The sequence below is a fragment of the Caulobacter sp. NIBR1757 genome (assembly GCF_027912495.1).
GTDB lineage: Bacteria > Pseudomonadota > Alphaproteobacteria > Caulobacterales > Caulobacteraceae > Caulobacter.
Genome location: NZ_CP115463.1, coordinates 3,713,825 through 3,733,057 on the forward strand (window position 1 = coordinate 3,713,825; position 19,233 = coordinate 3,733,057).

Consider the following 19,233-nt stretch of genomic DNA (forward strand, 5'->3'; position numbering starts at 1 on the left):
CGATGAGCGTTACCGAAACCGGGGCCGAAGGTCCGCTGCCGCCGGAGGCCTCCAGGCCCGGCATGACCGCGGGCCAGCGGCTGCGCGCCATCCTCGGCGGCTCGGCCGGCAATCTGGTCGAATGGTACGACTGGTCGACCTATCTGTTCCTCAGTCTCTACTTCGCCAAGCAGTTCTTCCCCGAGGGGGATCAGACGGCCCAGCTGCTCAAGGTCGCGGCGGTGTCGATGGTCGGATTCCTGGCCCGGCCGCTCGGAGCCTGGCTCATGGGGCTGTACGCCGACCGTGCGGGGCGCCGGGCGGCGCTGACCCTGTCGGTGTCGCTGATGTGCGCCGGCAGCCTGATCATCGCGCTCGCTCCGACCTATGCCGTGGTGGGGAGCCTGGCCCCGGTCATCCTGCTCGGCGCCCGGTTGCTGCAGGGCCTGTCGGTCGGCGGCGAGTACGGGGCCAGCGCCACCTACATGAGCGAGGTGGCCGGCAAGCAACGGCGCGGCTTCTGGTCCAGCTTCCAGTATGTGACCCTGATCGCGGGCAGCCTGCTGGCCCAGCTGGTGCTGGTGGCCCTGCAACAGACAATGAGCGAGGAGACACTCACCGCCTGGGGCTGGCGCATTCCCTTCTTCATCGGCGCGGCCCTGGCCGTGGTGGTGTTCTGGATCCGCAGCCGGATGGACGAAAGCCACAGCTTCAAGGCCAAGACCGACGAGGTCCGCGTCGCGCGCGCTCAGGTGATCTGGGTCACGGCCATGCTGTCCGGCGTGGTGATCGCCGCCATCCTGTCGTTCACGGTCAAGTCGATCCAGGGACAGGCCCAGATCGCCGCCGTGGCGCTGTTCTTCGCCCTGCTGGCCTCGCTGATATGGCCGACCATCAAGGCCCACCCGCGCCAGACGCTGGCCGTCATGGGCCTGACCGCCGCCGGTTCTCTGGGGTACTACGTCTACACCAGCTACATGCAGAAGTTCCTGGTCAACACGACCGGGTTCAGCAAGGAGACCGCCACCCTGATCAGCGTCTCGGCGCTGTTCCTGTTCATGCTCGCCCAGCCGCTGTTCGGCTGGCTGTCGGACCGGTTCGGCCGCAGGCCGATGCTGATCGCGGCTTTTGGCGGCGGGGTGCTGCTGACCTGGCCGATCCTGTCAGCCATCGCCACGGCGACCAGCCCGGTCACCGCCTTCCTGCTGCTGCTCGCCGCCCTGCTCTTCCAGTCCTGCTACAGCTCGATCTCGGCGGTGGTGAAGGCCGAGCTATACCCGACCCATGTGCGGGCCCTGGGGGTCGCCCTGCCCTATGCGGTGGCCAATGCGGTGTTCGGCGGCAGCGCCGAATACGCGGCCCTGGCCTTCAAACAGGCCAGGATCGAAAGCGGCTTCTACATCTATGTCACGGTCGTGATGGTGCTGGGGCTGGTGGTCAGCATCCTGCTGAAGGACACCCAGAAGCACAGCCAGATCCTGGAGGACTAGACCCATGATCGCCCCGGCCGACCTCGCCGCGCTTGGCTTCTACATCCTCTGCTGGGTGTTCTATGAGCCCGTGCTGCGGCGGCTCCGCGGCCCTGTCGGGCTGCTCAACAGCGATATGGCGCGCATCCGGCTCGCCTGGATGCTGGAGATGAGCCGGCGCAGCGGCCGCTTCATGGACGGCCAGCTTCTCGGTCACGCCCTCAACTCGGCCAGCTTCTTCGCCAGCTCCAGCCTGCTGCTGATCGCCGCCGTGGCCGGGGTGCTGCTGGGCGGCGAGGACAGTTTCCGCTCGCTCTCGTCCCTCGCCCTGATCAAGACGTCCAGCCGGCTGCTGTTCGAGACCCAGTTGGCGGTGATGCTGGTCACCCTGTCGCGGGGACTGCTCGACTTCATCTGGTCGATCCGCCAGATGAACTACACCCTGACCATCTTCGGCGCCGCGCCGGAGCGGGTCGAGGGCCAGCCCGACCCCGATCCCGTGATTGTCGACGCCATCGGCCAGGCCGGGGCGCGGGTGCTGAACGGGGCGCTGGGCGCCTTCAACACCGGGGTGCGCGGCTACTATTTCGCCCTCGCGGCGGCGGCCTGGATGTTCGGACCCCTGCCCTTCGCCATCGCCACGGTCGGCGCGGTGGCGCTGCTGGCCTGGCGCCAGACCCGGAGCCCGGCGGCCGAGGCGGTGCGCACGCTGCGCAAGGCGCTGGACGACAGCGGCAGCGCCTAGCTGATACCGAACTCGGCCCGCGCCTTCTTGGTCAGCTTCTGGGCGATGATGCCGTGGGCCGAAGCCTGCCAGTCGGCGACCTCCGCCGCATCTTCCGCCGCCAGCGAGGCGAAACGAACCCATTTGGCGCGCTGCATGTAGGGCGCGGGAATGCCGCGCCCGGTTTCGGTCAGGGCCTCGAAGGCGATATCGCTGGCCTTGAACGAGAAGCTGTCGTCGTCGGGCCCGTAGATGCAGAACATCCGGCCGCCGACCTTGTAGACATGGTGGCCGCCCCAGAGGACCTCCATGGTCACACCCGGAAGGGCGCGGGCGGCCTTGTCGAAGGCGTCAGGGCTCAAGCCTCGACCCCCACCCCGATCGGGCAGGTCACGCCCGTGCCGCCGATGCCGCAATAGCCACCCGGGTTCTTGGCCAGGTACTGCTGGTGGTAGTCCTCGGCGTAGTAGAAGGGCCCGGCCTGCGCGATCTCGGTGGTGATCTCGCCATAGCCCTTGTCCGAAAGCGCCTGCTGGAAGGCGGCCTTGGAGGCCACGGCGGCGGAGGCCTGGGCGTCGTTCTGCGGATAGATGCCCGAGCGGTACTGGGTGCCGACGTCGCCGCCCTGGCGCATGCCCTGGGTCGGGTCATGGTTTTCCCAGAAGGTCTTCAGCAGGTCCTCGTAGGTCACGACCCTGGGGTCATAGACGACCAGCACCGCCTCGGTATGGCCGGTGCGGCCCGAGCAGACCTCTTCATAGGTGGCGTTGGGGGTGAAGCCATTCACATAGCCGACGGCGGTCGAATGGACGCCGGGGATCTGCCAGAAGATGCGCTCGACGCCCCAGAAGCAGCCCATGGCGAACACCGCCGTCTCCAGCCCGTCCGGCCAGGGGCCGTGCAGGGGCGCGCCGTTGACGAAATGGCGCTCGTGTTCGCCGAGAATCGGTTGGGCGCGGCCCGGCAGGGCGGTGTCGGCGGTGGGCAATTCGGCGGTCTTCTTGAAGAACATGGCGGGGCTCCGGCGGCGGTCAGGTCTGTAAGATAGGGCGTCCCGCGCCGGATTTCACCCAATCGATAAGTCCGCTTGCTACCGGGGCGCCCCTGAGTATATTGCGCGCCTTCCCGCGCCGGGGGCCGACAGGCCCCAGCGGCGCAACCGCAGGCCTTCGGCATGCGTGGAGAGGTGGCCGAGTGGTTTAAGGCGCACGCTTGGAAAGCGTGTGTAGGGGAAACTCTACCGCGGGTTCGAATCCCGCTCTCTCCGCCATTCACCCGGCGAAATGCGCTCTTCATTGCTACACCTTCGGGCCTGGAGTGACCTCCTCAGCAGCAGCGGAAGGGCGTGGGCGATCAGGTTCGATGCGATGGCGACAATCGTCAGAATCCGCATACAGCCGCCAAGCAGGACCCTGGGTCGATATTCGGACCGCCTCGCCCCGGCTACAACCGGACCGGTGGCGGCGCCCGGTACTCGCCGGTGATCATCGCCGGCCGGGGCAGGTAGGCCCGGAGGCTGAGGATGAAAGCGCCGTCCGGGGCCGGCAACCAGTTGGCCGAGCGAGCGCCGCCGGGATCCTCGCGGGTGATCCAGAGATCCAGCGAGCCATCGGGATTGTAGACAAGGCCCGGCGTTCGGTCGCCGATCGAGTACCGGTTGATCGGGTTGGGCGCGAACAGGAACTGTCCCTCGGGAAAGGCCTTGTAGGCCGTCAGCGACCAGAAGCCATCGACCGGCAGCAGCTGGCCCTTCGGGAAGCTGAGCCTGTAGCGATCACCGCGGTACAGGCCTGTCGCGTCGTCGCCGGTCGAGCGGGTGTAGATCGCTTCGGCCACGGGCAGCGCGAACAGGCCGGTCAGGGCGATCTGGGCCCGGAACTCATAGTCTTCGCCAAAATCGCCCAGATTGGCGCGCGGATAGGCCCAGCCGCCGGCTTCGTAGGTGCCTCCCCGAGGCTGGGCGGCGAAGAGCGCGGCCTCGGCGACGCCGGCGGCGATCTCGGCGTCTTCCGCCGCGGAGAAGGCCGGCGGGTTGAAGCCGCCGGGCGTCAGTCCGATCACCCTGGCCTCGTTGAAAAAGGCGAGGTCCGTCGCCGGCGGCGGGGTCTCCGCCAGCAGGGCGCCCACGCTGGCGAAGTACTCGCGCCAGGGGGCCGAGCGGGCGGCCGGCGCGACCGGCGTCGGCGCCGGGCCGGCGGGAGCGGCCACGGCGAGGCCGGCCTGCACCCGCCGCGCTTCGGGAAGGTCGTCAACGCCGTCAGCCAGGGTGCGGGCCAGCAGGAAGACCCAGGGCCCGGGGGATCGGATCGCGCCCGCCGGCGCCGCCCCGGTCGGACCGGCGATGACGAATCGCCCGCCCTCGCTTCCCGTGGTCCGCGTCCCCAGAACGGCGAAGTTGTTGGTGAACATATCCATCAGTGCCACCGACAGGTACCGGTCGCCTGACGGCGGCAGCGTGAGCTCCACCGGTCCCCGGCTGAGGTCGAGCACCGCCCGGCTGTAGAGCGTGTCGTTGTTGGGCGAGGTGACCCTCTGGGTGGCCACGGTGAGCAGGTCACGCTGGTGGAACAGGACGTTGGCCGGGGTTGCGCCGAGAATCCTCCGGCGCACCGCCGCGACCTCGATCAGCGGCAATCCGTAGAGCCAGGCGCGCCGCGCCGTCTCGCGCAGTCCCGGCCGCCGCGCCGGAGAGGTCGCGCCGGCGAGCGTCGGCAGGCCAAGGGCGGCGGTGGCCAGGAGGCCGGCGCCGCGGAGCATGAGGTCGCGCCTGTGCATTCTGTGTCTCCCTGTCCGCACCGCGACGAAGACCGCGGCGCCCATGTTCGTTTTTGTTAGACAATCCTGCGCACATCCTATCATTTCATCGCAGCGTCGGAACAGGCGAAAAAGGGAGATGGGGCCGATGAAACGGAAGTCGGGGCGGACTGCTGAGGGAGCCGTGCGCATCGCGCCGCACCGCCGGGCGGTGCTGCTGGGCGGAGCCAGCATGCTGGGTCTCGCCGGGTGCGCCACCCTGGCGCCCGCGGGCGAAACGACCGCGACCGGGGAATGGCCGGCCTATGGAGGCGACAACCGGGCCGCCAAGTACTCCCCGCTGGACCAGATCAACCGCGACAACGTCGGCGACCTGCGCGTCGCCTGGGAATGGCAGTCGCCGGACGCCGAGGTTCTCCGCGATCACCCCGACCTGGCCGCGGGCGACTTCCAGGCCACACCGATCATGGTGGACGGCGTCCTCTACACCTCCACCGCCATGTGCCAGGTGGCGGCCATCGATCCATCGACCGGCAAGACCCTGTGGCTGTACGACCCCGGCAGCTGGAAGCGCGGTCCGTTCACCAGCAAGGGCTTTCTGCATCGCGGCGTGGCCTACTGGCGCGAGGGCGAGGACCGCCGGGTCCTGATCGGCACCGGCGACAACCGGCTGATCGCGCTGGACGCCCGGACCGGGGTTCCGATCAGCACCTTCGGGATCAACGGCGAGGTCGATCTGGGCTCCGTGGGACTGCAGCGGGAACTGCCCGATGACCCGGTGAACCTGTTCGCCTGCACCTCGCCGCCGACCATTTGCCGCGATGTGGTGGTCATCGGCCAGTACATCCACGATCGGGGCGTGAAGGCCCTCATGCCGCCCGGCGACGTTCGCGGCTTCGACGTCAGGACCGGCGCCCTGAAGTGGGTCTTCCACACGGTGCCGATGAAGGGGGAACCCGGCTACGAAACCTGGCTGGAAGGCTCCGCGGAGCGGACCGGCAACGCCAACATCTGGGCGCCGATGAGCGCCGATGACGAGCTGGGGCTGGTCTACCTGCCGGGCAGCTGTCCGACCAACAACTTCTTTGGCGGCGGTCGGCCCGGCGACAACCTGTACGGCAACACCCTGATCGCGCTGGATGCCGCCACCGGACAGCGGCGCTGGCACTTCCAGTTCGTGCACCACGACGTCTGGGACTACGACCTGCCCTGCGCCCCGAACCTGGTCGATATCACTGTCGCCGGCCGCCCGATCAAGGCCGTCGCCCAGGTGACCAAGCAGGGCTGGTGCTTCGTCTTCGACCGCGTCACCGGCGAACCGGTCTGGCCGATCGAGGAGCGACCGGTTCCGCAGAGCCCCCTCGCCGGCGAGCGCACCGCCGCCACCCAGCCGTTCCCCAGTCGGCCGGCGGCGTTCGAGCCGCAGGGCGTGTCCGAAGACATGCTGATCGACTTCACGCCGGCCCTGCACGCCGAGGCCAGGACGCTTCTCGCGAAGTATCGGATCGGCCCGATGTATACGCCCTACACCAAGACCCCGACCATCCAGCGGCCGGGCTGGCTGGGCGGCGCCAACTGGGCCGGGGCGGCGGTCGATCCGGAGACCGGCGTGCTCTACGTCCCGTCCCTGTCTTCGGTGATGGCCCTGGCGCTCGACGATGACGGCAAGGCGATCCGGGGCGAGGCCGAGAGCGAGGAGATCGCCGGCCTGTCGCGGCTCGTCCCGGGGCCCCAGGGCCTGCCGATGTTCAAACCACCCTACAGCCGCATCACGGCCATCGATCTGAACACCGGCGAGCATCTCTGGATGAAGCCCAACGGCCCGGGGCTCTCCCGGGCCCCGGCGCTGAAGTCACTGAACCTGGGATGGGTCGGATCGACGGGTCGCACCGGACCTCTTCTGACCCGCACCCTTCTGTTCCAGGGCGAAGGGCCGCATGACCGGCGCTTCGGCATGAAGGTGCTGCGCGCCTGGGACAAGGCGACCGGCGCGGTCATCGCCGAGATATCCTTGCCCGACGCGCCCTTCGGCCCGCCGATGACCTACATGGCCGGCGGCAAGCAGTTCATCGTCTGCGGCATGGGTTATCGGACCATGCCACACCGCCTCGTCGCCCTCGCCCTGCCCTGAGGAACCACAGATCATGACCGACACCACACAGGCTTCCTCGCTGTCCCGCCGAGCCGCATTGGCCATGCTGACCGCCGGGGCGGCGACGGCCCTCGCCTCGCCCGCCTGGGCCGTGGGCGCGATCAAGCACTACATCATCATCAACCTGAAGCCCGAGATGGACATGCTGGCGCTGGACCGCTGGTACATGACCTTCCACGCGCCCCAGGTGCGCCGGGCCTTCAAGGCCTGGCAACGCAACTACGTCTCCTATCGCAGCTACGCGGTGACGGACGAGGCCCGAAAACTGGGTGTCCTGAACGGCCGGATGACCGAGATCCAGTTCGACAGCATCGAGGATTTCCGGGAGTCGCGACCGAACAATCTCTACGGTGACCTGCGATCGTTCACGCCGCCGCCGAAAGGATGGGCGGAGGCGCAGTTCGAGACGACGACGACGACCATTCCGGTCAATCCGCAGATGGTCTTCCTCTCGACGCCCACGCCGCCGAAGGAGACGCCCTACCTGCGCTGGATCATTTTGTTCCGGTATCCCGCCGGCGTGAGCATGGAAAACGGCGACGCCTGGCTCCGGGACGTTCAGGCGCCGCAACTCGCCAAGCTGCCGGGCCTGAAGCGCTTCGTCGCCTACAACAGCGTGACCGAGACGGCCGATTATCCGCGCGTGGCGGAGCTGTGGTTCGATGATTACGCCGCCTGGCGAAAGGCCTTCGTCGATCCGGCGCCCGCCTTCACCGCCCCCGCCTGGGGCGGAGCCTTCCCGTTCGTGGAGACACGCTCGATGTTCATCGGCGAGAACCCCGACATCGACTTCATCAACGACAGACGAGTCATACCCTAGCGGCAGTAGGCGTCGATCAGGGGCTTGATGAAGGCGTAGTCGGACCAGCCGTCGGTCTGGCGGCGCGCGGCCAGCGCGGTCGCCGGATCGAAGGAGGCCTGACGCACCACGGTAAGGCCGCAGGACGGCGCGATATAGAGGCGTTGGTTGCCGGCCCCCGCCGCGATCACCAGGTCGCGCGGCAGCTCCGCGGCATGGACTCCGAGATCCAGCCGCGCGGTGACTACGTCGGGCTGGCCGGTGGCGACGGGCAGCCACCAGCTGACGCCGTAGGCGGGATTGGCGGCGGTCCCTGTGAACAGCTGGGCGAAGGTCGCCGGATCGACCAGCGGCTTGCCGTCCACAACCCCGCCGCCGCGCACGAACTCCCCGAACTTCGCCCATTCCCGGGCCGTGAAAACCGCGCCCTGCGGCAGGAGCGCGTCACCGGACGGCGACCTCCGCCAGTCGGACCATCGGGCGTCGATCGGGTCGAGGATTCGGGACTTGAGGTAGGCGAGCACATCGGGGTCCCGGCCGGCCGCCGTCAGCTTGCGCCGCATGACCTCGCCAAACACCTGGAAGGGCGTGGCGCCGTACTGGAACTTCGCGCCGGGCGCGGCGGACAACGGGGCGACGATCGCCTCGCCATAGCCCGGCGCCCGTCCGACACCGCCGCGTAGACCGCTGGTCAGGGTCAGGAGCTGGCGCACGGTGACGGACGCCCGGGCCGGATCATCGCGCCACTCGGTGAGCGTCAGGGACACCGGCTCGTCCAGGGTCAGCAGGCCGTCCTGAACGGCCGCCGCCGCGATCAGACCGTTGAAGCTCTTGGTCCCGGACCAGATTTCATGCCCCGCGTCCGGCCCGCCGCCCTGCCCGTAGGACTCGCAGACCACCCGGCCGTCCTTGAGCACCAGGACCGATACGCCCGCCAGGGCCTCGGAATAGACCCGGGCCGTTTCGCAAGCCGGCTGTGGCGGCGCCGGCATCGCGGCCGCCGCGTCGGACAGGGCGATCGCGCCGGCGACGGCGAGACCCAGGGCAACGAGTTTCATGGCGGTCAGATCCCTTGAGATGATGAGAGGAGCGACGGGCCGCTAGCGGCAGTAGGCGTCGAGGACGGGCTTGATAAAGGCATAGTCCGACCAGCCATCGCGGATTTCGCCGCCGGCCGCCCGGGCCGCCCGGATCCGCTGCGCGTCCAGCCTGGCCTGCCGCACCACGGTCAGGCGGCAGGATGGGACAACAAACAGCCGCTGGTCGCCGGCTCCGGCCGCGACGACCATGTCCGGCGGGAGGTCGGCCTCATGGCCACGCAGGTCCAGACGGGCCGTTACGACATCGGGAGCGTCGTTCGCCTTGGGAAGCCACCACCCGACGCCGTAGGCCGGATTGGCGGCCGAGCCGGTGAACAGCGAGCGGAAAACGACCGGATCGACAATCGGCCTGCCATCGACCTGTCCGCCGCCGCGCACGAACTCGCCGAACTTCGCCCATTCCCGGGCCGTCAGGCTGGCGCCCTGGTCCAGCATGGCGTCACCGCCGGGGGTCCGCCGCCACCCGGCAACGCTCATGCCGATCGGATCGAAGACGCGCGCCTTGAGGTAGTTGACGGGATCGGGGTCGCGACCGGCCGCGGCAAGTTTTCGCTTCATGACCGCGCCGAAGACCTGAAACGGCGCGGCGGCGTACTGGAATTTGCCCGTCGCGGCCGTAAACGGTTGCGCGACCGCGGCGTCAAAGTCGGGCGCGGGAAAGGGACGCCCGCCCAGTCCGCTCGTCAGCTGCAGAAGCTGGCGCAAGGTTACCTGGGCCTTCACCGGATCGGAGCGCCACGCGCCCAGCGACGTCGATACCGGTTCGTCCAGCGTCAGGAGGCCGTCCTGGGCCGCCGCCGCCGCGATGACGCCGTTGAAGCTCTTGGTGCCCGAATGAATCGGATAGGCGGCGTCGGCAGTCCCGCCGTTGGCATACCCCTCGCAGACCGCGACACCGTCCCGCTGGATCAAGACCGACACCCCGTAGCGGGCGGCGGAGTAGCTTTGCGCCCGGCCGCAGGCTGGATCCGCCTCGCTCGCGGCGGCGGTTGTCGCAACGCCGAAAGTCAGGGCCAGGGCGGCGGCGGCGCGGAGATGGAACATGTCGGTCGAACCTTCGATGGGGCGTTTGACGTGCGGCGCGGAGCGGCTCGCGCCGCGGACTTTACGGCCAGAGCCAACCTTGCATTTTGTTCAACAATCCATCGCGACAATTCCGTCGCTGAAGATGGGCGTCAACCACGGATTCACGATCAGAGGGGTTGCCTTGCCATCGCCGGCGCTTAGCCTTGGCCCGCATGCCGGACGACGCCACCCCCTCCGCCGAGACCAGGGCCATCCGGCCTGCCGTCCGGGCCCGCACCCGGGAACGTATCCTGGGCGCCGCGGCCGACATCCTGGTTGAGACGGGTCTGCGCCAGGCGACTATGGAGGGCATCGCCCGTCGTCTGAAGACCTCGAAGATCGCCCTCTACCGCTACTTCGAGACAAAGGACGCCCTGATCGCGGGCGTGCTGGACCGCATCGCCGACAGGGTGCTGGACCAGGAGTATCAACCCTGGCCGGGCATGGACGCCGCGCTCGCCGCCACGCTTCGGCTGGCCCGGGACGAGCGCAGCGCCTTCCTTCTGCTGTTCCGGGTGGCGGCCCACGATCCCGAGTTGTCGCGCCACGGCGAACGGGTGCGGCGCACGATGGTCGAAGCAACCCGCCGCCGGATGACCCTGGTCGATCATCCGTTGAAGGACGACCCTCTGCTGCTGGACGCCCTCGCCGACGGACTGGTGACCTTCCTGATCGAGACGACCGCCTTCTGGGTCGAGTCCGGCGACCCCGCGAGAGACCAGGACTGGACCACCTGGGCCGCGGCCGCGGGGCGCAGGCTGGTCGGCCTGGAGCCAACCGGTCGGCAGCTGCCCCTGCCGCCGGTCCTGGATCAACCCGTCAGCGACTGAACGCGACCGATCCATCGGCGCATCGAAGACTCGCCCGGCAACGCCCGGCAGGCCTCCAGGAGGGCGACCCGCCGCTTCTCCTCGATCCGACTGGTCAGGGCATTGAACTTTGCGATTCGACGGGACGCCTCGAGCGGCGCGATGTCCTGCGGACCCGGGTAACGGGCCAGGGATGAAAGGACGCGTCCGTCCTTCATCGTGAAGTCGATACGCAGAACCGCCGCCTCAGGGTCGAGCTGGAACCGCCCCTTGCGCGCCAGGACGACAGCGGCGGCGTCCGGTAGATCGGCATAGTCACCGGGCATGGCCGTGCCGCGCACCAGCACCAGGCCAAGAACGTAGCTGAAGTTCATCATCGCGCCGATCCGGGTCGCGGGCGGCGCGAACCGGTCGATCTTGTCGGCCAGGACCGGGGCCCAGGACGCATCGCCCCGGACGGTGAAGGTCTCGATTTCGGCGGCCCGCAGGTCGGGCAGGTCGGCGGCGATGCCGTCCAGGCTGGGGATGATCGACTGCGAGGCGGCGAAGTACTTGGGATGGATGAAGAGGGGACCCTCGAGCCGCCAGAGATCGCCGGTCAAGGCCTCGACGGTCGGCGGCATGCCGTCCTTTCCGCCAAACAGCCGGTAGAGGCCGGCGGGGCCTTCCAGGATATGCCGGGCGCCGATCTCGCCGCTCCGGGCCAGAAGCGCCGCCTCGACCGCGGACCGCGCGGCGCGGGCGACGACCAGGCGCTTCTCCTCGGTCTGGTCATGGAAGTACTGGAACGATCCACCGCTCGCCGACGCGGCCAGAGCGATCGCGGAGGTGATCTGGTCGGCGCCAAGGCCCATGGCGTCCGCCGCCATGGCGCCCGCGGCGGGCGGCCCCCAGACCCCCGAGGTCATCCAGCCTCGCCCCTGGGTGGGCCCCTGCGGCGCCGCAAGGCGGCCCTGAAGCGTGTAGCCCAGCGCCGCCGAACGGAGAAAGGCGGGGCCCGACTGGTCAAGCGCGTCGGCCATGGCCAGGGCGGTGGACATGATGACCGACGACGCCCGCAGCTGCGAGCGCATGTCGCCGTCATCCATCTCGTTGGCGTGAATCAGAAACGCCCCGCCGGCGGCGGCGTACTCGACCGCGGCCGTAACGCCGGCGCCCAGCACCCGGGCTCGGGGCTTGCCGCGACGGCTGCCGACGAGGGTCATGAACGGGCCGACTTCGGGGGTCCCGGCCGCGAAGATCATGGCGCCGAGGCAGTCGATAACGCTCCAGACCGTTCGGTCGAGCACCTCGGACGGAACCGGCCTGTCGCGCGACGCCACGGTGGCCGCGGCCAGCGACTGGGCCAGCGAAGGCTGCGCCGCCTGGGTGGGTCCGGCGGGGACCGCCAGCCCTGTGGCCGCCCCGGCGACAAAGGCCCGTCGCGTCGTTTTCAACCCGTCTGTGCTCATCTGCCCTCCCGTCCGCGCCAGCTTGACGATCTCAAAATGATACCACAAGGTACCAACAAGAGCGGCGAATGCGCCAAAGTGCAACCCGGGAATCACAGGATGCTGGGATCAACAGCCCGATGGCCGCTGGCCGGCGTTGTGCGTGTTGCTGTCGCCGCGCTCTCCGGCCTGCTCCTGCCACTGCTGGCCGCCACGACGGTCCAGGCGGGCGAGGACGTGCGGACCATGACGCGCGACGGCGTCGAGCGACGCTTCATCGTCGTTGATCCTTCCGAAGCGCCTGGCCCCAAGCCCCTGGTGATCGTGCTGCACGGCGGGGGCGGCAACGTCGATGTCATGCGGCGGGTAGGCTTCGAGCCGATCGCCCAGGCCGACAACCTCCTCGTCGTCTATCCCCAGGGCCAGGGCAACGGCTGGCGTGACGGTCGTGGCGGCAAGGTTCTCTCCGACCGCTCGGGCGAGGTCGATGATGTCGCCTTCCTGACCGCGATCATGGACACGCTGATCGCGGAGGGGCGAGCGGATCCAAAGCGCATCTATGTCCTGGGCGCCTCCAACGGTGGAATGATGAGCTTGCGGATGGCCTGCGACCGCGCCGAGCGTCTGGCCGGAATCGTCGCGATCATCGCCCTGCTGCCCGAGGACATGGAAGCCGCCTGCAAGCCGGCGGAGCCCGTGCCGATGATGCTGATGGTCGGGACCGCCGACCGGTTCGTGCCGTTCGCCGGCGGACCCGTCGCCGGCTTCCTGAACGATGAGCGTGGCGGCGTGGTGTCCTACGAGCGGACGATAGCCGTGCTGCTGGCCGCCAATGACTGCGTCGGGGAGCCGGCGACAACGGCCCTGCCCGATCCGTTCGACGATGGCGTGCGGACCAGCCGCCTCGACTGGAAGGCCTGCGCGCCCAGAGGCCAGATCACCGTGCTGCGCATGGAGGGCGCCGGACATGGCTGGCCAGGCAAGCCGCGACCGTCCACCGGAAGGCCCATTGAAGCCATGCGCGGCACGGTGTCCCGCGATTTCGACGGCGCCCAGGTCGCCTGGGACTTCCTGCGCGGACAGAGCCGGCCGTGAACCACGGCTACAGCGAGTCCGCCATGGTCATGTGGGTGGCCGCGGACAGCACGGCCGCCCTCACGCTGCGGTTCTGCCGGTTCCCCGACGACGGCGTGACATGGCTCTGGTGCCATGTCCTCGAGGGGGACCGACTGTTCGGCTACACGGATCACGGCCTCGCCTGCGATGACACCCGCGCGTTCGCCGGATCGACAGCGCTCTACCGCACCGCCGCGCCTTCGGCATGGATACGCCGTTCGGGATCGGATGGCGCGATGACCGAGGCCCGGTTCGCCGCCGACCTGTCCATGATCGAGGGTCACGAGGGTCGCCACGGCCCCGGCGATATCGGCGTCACCCTCACCGGCCTCTTCACCCCCCGGTACAGCCTGGGCGAGGAAGTCGCGGCCGGACGGCGCGAGGTCGTGGGTGATCTGGCGGGCGAGATCGTCATCGACGGCCGACGCATCTCGCTGGACGGGCCGGCCAAGTATCACGAGCAGCGCCAGGAGACGCCCCGCTTCACCGAACCGTTCCGGTATCTCTGTCTGTGGGGTCCGTCAGCCTCCTGCGTCGCCATCGCGTCCAGGGCGGGACAGATCGGCGCGGCGATGCAGGACGGGGTGGAGTCGATCATCACCCGGTTCGAGGCGCCCCCGATCGCCGACGCACGATCACTGGTCCTCGGCTTGAGAGACGGGACCGCGCTGGCCGCGGACGTGCGCACCCTGAAAGCGATCACCCTGCCGATCGGGGACGAGATCTGGCGCGGCAGCTTCGTGACCGCGACGCTGGGCGCGCACAGCCTGACGGGCATGCTGAACGAATGGCGGGCTGATCAACTGCCCCCGCCCGCTAGTTGAACAGCTGGACGCGCCACTCGCCGATCAGAGAGTGGAACTGTCGCCGGCTGGTGAAGATCGGCTCGACGTTCAGGGCATTCCAGGTCTCGAACCGGCTGCTCAATCGCTGGACCACCTCCGGATACTGGGCGGCGAGGTTCCTGGTTTCGCCGGGATCGGCGTCCAGGTCGTACAGCAGGACCCACTGCCCCAGCGGGCCGACCGTCGCCGCGATGCCGTCGGGGACCGGCTCCCCGTAGACCTTGTCCAGGTTCTGGATGGTGTCGGACTTGTTCACGACGATCAGCTTCCAGCGCCCCTCGCGCACCGCGTGGTTGGGACCCATGCGCCAGGACAGGGCGTCGTGCACAGGCTTGTCCCGGGCCGTGGTCAGGGCCGCGACAAGATCGGCCCCCTCGGCCTTCTGCGGCGCCCGCGTTCCGGCCAGTTGAGCAGCCGTCGTCATGATGTCGAGGCTGGAGATCACACGATCATCGACGACGCCCGCCGGGATCCTCCCGGGCGCGGCCAGGATGAACGGCACGCGGATGCCGCCCTCCCAAGGCGTGCCCTTGCCGGCCTCCAGCGGTCGATTGGTGCACCCGCCGCGGATGTAACCGGCGCAGCCGTTGTCGCTGAGGAAAATCACCACGGTGTCCCGCTCCAGCCCCTGGGCGCGCAGCTCGCCCATGATCGCGCCCACCCCGTCATCGAGCGCCGAGACCATGGCGGCATAGGTGCGCTGGTAGGGCGAGGCGATGTCGGGGAAGCGGTCGGCGTAGGTCTTCGTCGCCTGAAGCGGCGTATGGGGCGCGGTGTAGGCGAGGTAGAGGAAGAACGGCTTGTCCCGTTGGGTGCGGATGAAGCCGCGCGCCTCCTCGGTGAAGGCCTCGGTGAGGTAGCGCGGCTCCTCGACGACCTCGCGCCCCCGGCTGACGGGGAACCGGGTCCGCGTGGTCAGGTTGTCGCCGGGAATGACCGCGGCGATATCGCCCTCCGCGGGGCGGGTGATGAAGTCCGTGGCGCCGCCCAGAACGCCAAAGAAGCTGTCGAAGCCACGATCCAGCGGATGGAAGCCGGCGGCCTGGCCGATGTGCCATTTGCCGACAATGCCCGTGACATAACCGGCTCCCTTCAACATCTGGGCGATGGTCGTCTCACCCAGCGGCAGTCCCGTCATCTCGTCCCGGCCAACCGGATTGAACTCGAACCCGAACCGCGTCTGCTGACGGCCGCTGAGCAGGGCCGCCCTGGACGGCGCGCAGACGGCGGCCGGCACATAGCCGCTGGTGAAGCGAACGCCGGAGGCGGCGAGCCTATCGATGTTGGGCGTCGGAATGGATCCGCCGTAGGTCGACATGTCGCCGTAGCCAAGGTCATCGGCGAGGATCACGATGATGTTCGGCCGACGGGGCTCGGACGCCCGCTGCTGGCCGACGCCGGCGCAGGATCCGATGCCCATCGCCGCGACGAGAAGCAGCGCCGCCGTCAGGATCCGCGCGGAGGTCTTCAGCATGTTGCTAGTCGCCGTTCGTTGGCAGGGGCGTGGGCGAACCGCACCGCTGCGCCTTCACAAAGCCCCTCGCCGCGGTCTGCACGCGCGCCGGAAGGTCGCACAGCGCCGACAGCGCCGCCTTATCATCCAGCAGATAGGCCCGCCAGAACAGCACGGTGTTGTCCACGATCAGCCGCATGTGCTCGGCGTCCGTCGGCTTCAGCCGCCCCGCGACAAGGCGTCGGCCGGAAAAGACCCGGTGATCGCCGCCGGTCAGGTACACCAGGAACTGATCGGCGCCGGTGATGGTCTGGAAGGGAATGGTTCGCTCCCAGGGCGTCTTCTCGAGGTCCACGGGCGAGGCGTCCTCGGTGCCCGTGAAGTGCAGCATCGGCGTCTTCACGCCGGCCAGCGCCGGCCCGGGGTCCATGTTGCGAGGCTTGTTGGGGCTGTAGACGATGGCCGCGTCGATCCGCGGCTCGCGCAGGAAGGCAGGCGTCATGCCGCCGGCTGACTGGCCGACCGCGACCAGGGTGGACAATGCTCCGAACGAATGGCCGGACATGCCGAGGCGGCTCATGTCGAGACGCCCCTTCAAGGGGCCATCGGCGGCCATCGCGTCCAGCTGCCTGACGACGAACGGGAGGTCGGCGAAACGGTTCGCCGCCGCCCCCGGCGCCATCTTCAGGTCGGCGGCGCTGACCCCTTCCAGACTGCCTGGCGGCAGAATGCCGCTGTCGGAGCCCGGGTGCTGGATCGCGACGACGGCGATCCCGCTCGCCGCGACGGCCTCGAGGATGAAGGTCGAGGTCTCCCGCGAACCGCCCAGGCCATGGGAATGGATCACCACCGGAAACGGACCGGGCCCGGCGGGAAGGTAGAGCTTGTAGGGTATCACCCGACCGCCCCGCGCGGGATCGACCCACTCGCCGCGACTGATCACGATATCGGTCGATGCGACCGCCGCCGGGGGAGGACCGGCGGCGGCGCATCCCCCCGCGCCCCAGACGGCGGCCAGCGCCACCGTCAGGGCGACCAAACAAAGGGGGCGAACAGCGCTCATGACGCTAGAAGTCCAGCGTCAGCTCGGCGCCAATGACCCTCGGCTGGTTGTAGTACTCGTTCGAACTGAAGGTGTTCACGATATACTCCTCGTCGCCGAGGTTGCGGCCGAAGATCGAGAACCGCAGGTGTTCGGTGCGGATGCCGATACGGGCGTCGAACAACTCGTAGCCGGCATATTCACGGTCGTTGGCGGGAGTTTCAAAGCCGCCTTCGGCCCGCTGGTAGCTGCCCGAGACAAAGCCGCGGAGGTTTCCGGCGATCGGGAAGTTGTAGCCGGCGTTGATTGTCACCTGGTAGTCGCGCAGACGCGGCACCTCATTGCCTTCGAGGTCGAGGTTGTCGGGAACGCCATCGCCGTTGGTGTCGATCAGGGCGGAGGCGCCTTCTTCGAATTCGCCCTTCTGACCGCTGACGGCGGCGCTCAGCGACAGGACGCCGGGGCCCACCTCAAAGCTCCGGCGCGCTTCAATCTCGAAGCCGGTGACGTGCGTATCGCCGGCGTTCTGCAGCACCAGCCCACGCGCCGTCGCCGATGGCGCGCTGACCACCTGGGCCTCATTCGTCCAGCTGTAGAAGGCCGCCACGGCGACGTTGACGCCGAACAGCTTGCCCTTCCAACCGGCTTCGTAGGAGTACGAATATTCAGGCTCGTAGAGTATCTGCTCCAGGAACTGGCTCCGCACCGTGGTCGGGCCGAGATTGGTATTGAAGCCGCCCGGACGGTAGCCGGTCGCGAACCGCAGGTAGCCGTTGCTGTCGGCGGAGAATTTGTGGCGCAGCGTCACCGTCGGCGTGACGAACGTCCATCGGGCGCCGGTGTTGAACTGGACCGCCTCACGACCCGGCGCGCAATCTGCCAGCCCGGGCGGGCAGAACTGAACGGGTTGTGCCGTCAACGGCCCGGCGCCGTCCGGATCGACCGACGTCGCCGCAATCAGGCCCGCCGGCAGGGCGCCGGTCCCGAAGTAGGCAAGTGGATCCCGTGAGTAGCGCAGGAAATCGTAGTCCTTTTCGTCACGCTGGATCCGCGCTTCCAGGCCAAGGCTCGTGGCCTCCCCGAACTTGATCTCGAGGCTCCCGAACAGCGAGGGCGACGTCAGCTCCTCGACAAACTCGTCATGGCTGAGCGACAGCCGCGCCGCGGTCCGGACCGACGCCGGCACGCCCGTCAGCGCGCCGGCCAGGCCGACGGTGCAGCCCGGCGTCACCGGCTGGGCCAGCCCGGTGTAGGTCGGACAGAATTTCGGATCGAGCACGACGCCGTCCTCGCTTTTCACGAACTCGACGCCGCCCAGCCAGCTGAGCCACCCGTCCGAGTTGCTCGTCAGATAGGCCTGCAACACCGTGCGTTCGTAGGTCTCGAACTGACCGACCGTATAGTCGGGCGTCAGGACAGTCGCGCCTGGCGCGACATCGATGCCGCTATGACCGGCGAAGTGGTCGTTGTCTTCATTGTTGCGCATGCCGTCCCGGTTCGTCGTCGACGCCTTCAGGGTCAGGTCCGCGAAGCCCAGGTCATAGTTGACGGTCAGGAACAGGTTCTGGTTCTCGATGAGCGAGCCGCCCTCGCGATCGATCTCGACCCGCTCGCGCGGCGAAGGGTCGAGGGGCGTGCCGTCCGCGCGAAGCGCCCGGCGCCCCAGGCCGAAGGCCGAGGAGTCCGTACTGTTGTCCTCGTACATGAAATCGACCGTCAAGGCGTCGGACGGCAGCCAGCGGAGCGCCAGGCGGAAGCCGTCGGAAGACTGCACGTCAAGGTCATTGCCAGTCGCGAGATTGCGGATGAAGCCGGCCCGCTGATCGTCGACAAAGCCACTGACGCGGAGCGCCAGCACATCCTCGACCAGGGGCACATTCACGGTCGCCTCGGCCGTGCTTTTCTCGGGGTCGGAGTATCGGAGCGTGAAGGAGCCCTCGGTGATGAAAACCGGCGGCTGGGTGATCACGTTGATCGCGCCTCCGACGGAGTTGCGACCGAAGAGCGCGCCCTGAGGCCCGCGAAGGACCTCCACATGGGCCGCGTCGAGGTAGTCCATCTTGCCCAGCGAACGGCCCCCGAAGCCGCCGCCGGCCATGTAGAGGCCGTCGCGGTACAGGCCGGTCGCGGCCTCTGAGAAGCCAAGGCGGCCGCTCCCCTGTCCACGGATGGTGATGTCATTGAGATACTCGGGGCCGGAGGCGACCAGCGTCGCGCCCGGCACCTGGCGCAGGTAGTCGTCCAGGTCCTCCAGGACCAAGGCTTCACGATCAGCCGCCGATATGGCGGTGATGGCGGCGGGCACCTCGACAAGGCGCTCCTCCCGCTTGCGGGAGGTAACGACCACCTCCTGCACTTCCGTGGCGGCCTCGTCGGCCTCCTGAGCCCATACCGCCGAGGGCATGGTGATCAGAACCGCGACCAGCGCGGTTCCAGCCAAAGCCGCCGTTTTCAAAGACATTTCACGCCCCTTCGTTTCTTTCGTTGAAACAGAGG

At 68.6% G+C, this 19,233-nt stretch carries 16 protein-coding genes and 1 tRNA gene; 8 read left to right on the forward strand and 9 right to left on the reverse strand.

Features of this window, described 5'->3' with window-relative positions; genetic code table 11:
- Positions 1-2 precede the first annotated feature (2 nt).
- On the forward strand, positions 3-1,469 hold the full coding sequence (locus O5I81_RS17990; RefSeq protein WP_271066237.1) for an MFS transporter: 1,467 nt from the start codon (positions 3-5) through the stop codon (positions 1,467-1,469).
- A 4-nt stretch (positions 1,470-1,473) separates the two neighbouring features.
- On the forward strand, positions 1,474-2,193 hold the full coding sequence (locus O5I81_RS17995) for a DUF599 family protein (protein ID WP_271066238.1): 720 nt from the start codon (positions 1,474-1,476) through the stop codon (positions 2,191-2,193).
- Here the strand turns inward: O5I81_RS17995 and O5I81_RS18000 are convergent.
- Positions 2,190-2,534 (reverse strand): MmcQ/YjbR family DNA-binding protein, encoded by a 345-nt coding sequence (locus O5I81_RS18000; RefSeq protein WP_271066239.1) that lies wholly within the window; start codon positions 2,532-2,534, stop codon positions 2,190-2,192. The two genes, O5I81_RS17995 and O5I81_RS18000, sit on opposite strands and share 4 nt — an antisense overlap.
- Complete coding sequence (gene msrA / locus O5I81_RS18005) at positions 2,531-3,184, reverse strand: peptide-methionine (S)-S-oxide reductase MsrA (protein WP_271066240.1); 654 nt, start codon at positions 3,182-3,184, stop codon at positions 2,531-2,533. Before msrA ends, O5I81_RS18000 begins: the two co-directional genes overlap by 4 nt.
- 168 nt (positions 3,185-3,352) lie before the next feature.
- On the opposite strand from msrA, the gene O5I81_RS18010 reads away from it, so the two are divergent.
- Positions 3,353-3,442, forward strand: a tRNA-Ser gene (locus tag O5I81_RS18010).
- A 173-nt stretch (positions 3,443-3,615) separates the two neighbouring features.
- On the opposite strand, the gene O5I81_RS18015 is transcribed toward O5I81_RS18010, so the two are convergent.
- Entirely contained in the window at positions 3,616-4,947 is a 1,332-nt protein-coding gene (locus tag O5I81_RS18015; protein WP_271066241.1) for a DUF1254 domain-containing protein, read from the reverse strand.
- Between the two features lie 127 nt (positions 4,948-5,074).
- Here O5I81_RS18015 and O5I81_RS18020 point away from each other — a divergent pair, with 127 nt between their 5' ends.
- Together O5I81_RS18020 and O5I81_RS18025 are read left to right on the forward strand one after the other, a co-directional pair.
- Complete coding sequence (locus O5I81_RS18020) at positions 5,075-7,057, forward strand: pyrroloquinoline quinone-dependent dehydrogenase (RefSeq protein WP_271066242.1); 1,983 nt, start codon at positions 5,075-5,077, stop codon at positions 7,055-7,057.
- Between the two features lie 13 nt (positions 7,058-7,070).
- Positions 7,071-7,898, forward strand: coding sequence for a hypothetical protein (locus tag O5I81_RS18025; RefSeq protein ID WP_271066243.1), 828 nt, complete (start codon positions 7,071-7,073; stop codon positions 7,896-7,898).
- On the opposite strand, the gene O5I81_RS18030 is transcribed toward O5I81_RS18025, so the two are convergent.
- On the reverse strand, positions 7,895-8,935 hold the full coding sequence (locus O5I81_RS18030; RefSeq protein WP_271066244.1) for a serine hydrolase: 1,041 nt from the start codon (positions 8,933-8,935) through the stop codon (positions 7,895-7,897). The two genes, O5I81_RS18025 and O5I81_RS18030, sit on opposite strands and share 4 nt — an antisense overlap.
- Positions 8,936-8,977: 42 nt before the next feature.
- A complete protein-coding gene (locus O5I81_RS18035; protein ID WP_271066245.1) occupies positions 8,978-10,021 on the reverse strand; it encodes a serine hydrolase in 1,044 nt (347 codons plus the stop codon).
- Between the two features lie 194 nt (positions 10,022-10,215).
- Between O5I81_RS18035 and O5I81_RS18040 the strand changes: the two genes are divergently transcribed.
- Positions 10,216-10,872 carry a TetR/AcrR family transcriptional regulator gene (locus tag O5I81_RS18040; protein ID WP_271069056.1) on the forward strand — a complete coding sequence of 219 codons (657 nt, stop codon included), beginning with the start codon at positions 10,216-10,218 and terminating at the stop codon, positions 10,870-10,872.
- Here O5I81_RS18040 and O5I81_RS18045 read toward each other — a convergent pair.
- Complete coding sequence (locus tag O5I81_RS18045) at positions 10,854-12,302, reverse strand: MmgE/PrpD family protein (protein ID WP_271066246.1); 1,449 nt, start codon at positions 12,300-12,302, stop codon at positions 10,854-10,856. The two genes, O5I81_RS18040 and O5I81_RS18045, sit on opposite strands and share 19 nt — an antisense overlap.
- Before the next feature lie 99 nt (positions 12,303-12,401).
- Here O5I81_RS18045 and O5I81_RS18050 point away from each other — a divergent pair, with 99 nt between their 5' ends.
- The gene (locus O5I81_RS18050) at positions 12,402-13,376 is read left to right on the forward strand and encodes a prolyl oligopeptidase family serine peptidase (RefSeq protein WP_271066247.1); all 975 of its coding nucleotides are present in this window, start codon (positions 12,402-12,404) and stop codon (positions 13,374-13,376) included.
- Positions 13,373-14,221 (forward strand): hypothetical protein, encoded by an 849-nt coding sequence (locus O5I81_RS18055; protein WP_271066248.1) that lies wholly within the window; start codon positions 13,373-13,375, stop codon positions 14,219-14,221. The genes O5I81_RS18050 and O5I81_RS18055 overlap by 4 nt, the downstream gene beginning before the upstream one ends.
- Here the strand turns inward: O5I81_RS18055 and O5I81_RS18060 are convergent.
- Genes O5I81_RS18060 through O5I81_RS18070 form a run of 3 tightly spaced genes read right to left on the reverse strand, consistent with a single transcriptional unit; the run spans position 14,214 to position 19,192 of the window.
- Positions 14,214-15,716: a sulfatase-like hydrolase/transferase gene (locus O5I81_RS18060; protein WP_271066249.1), complete on the reverse strand. Its 1,503-nt coding sequence runs from the start codon at positions 15,714-15,716 to the stop codon at positions 14,214-14,216. The genes O5I81_RS18055 and O5I81_RS18060 overlap by 8 nt on opposite strands.
- Positions 15,717-15,720: 4 nt before the next feature.
- A complete protein-coding gene (locus O5I81_RS18065) occupies positions 15,721-16,758 on the reverse strand; it encodes a hypothetical protein (RefSeq protein ID WP_271066250.1) in 1,038 nt (345 codons plus the stop codon).
- 4 nt (positions 16,759-16,762) lie between these two features.
- A complete protein-coding gene (locus O5I81_RS18070; protein WP_271066251.1) occupies positions 16,763-19,192 on the reverse strand; it encodes a TonB-dependent receptor in 2,430 nt (809 codons plus the stop codon).
- Positions 19,193-19,233: the final 41 nt, after the last annotated feature.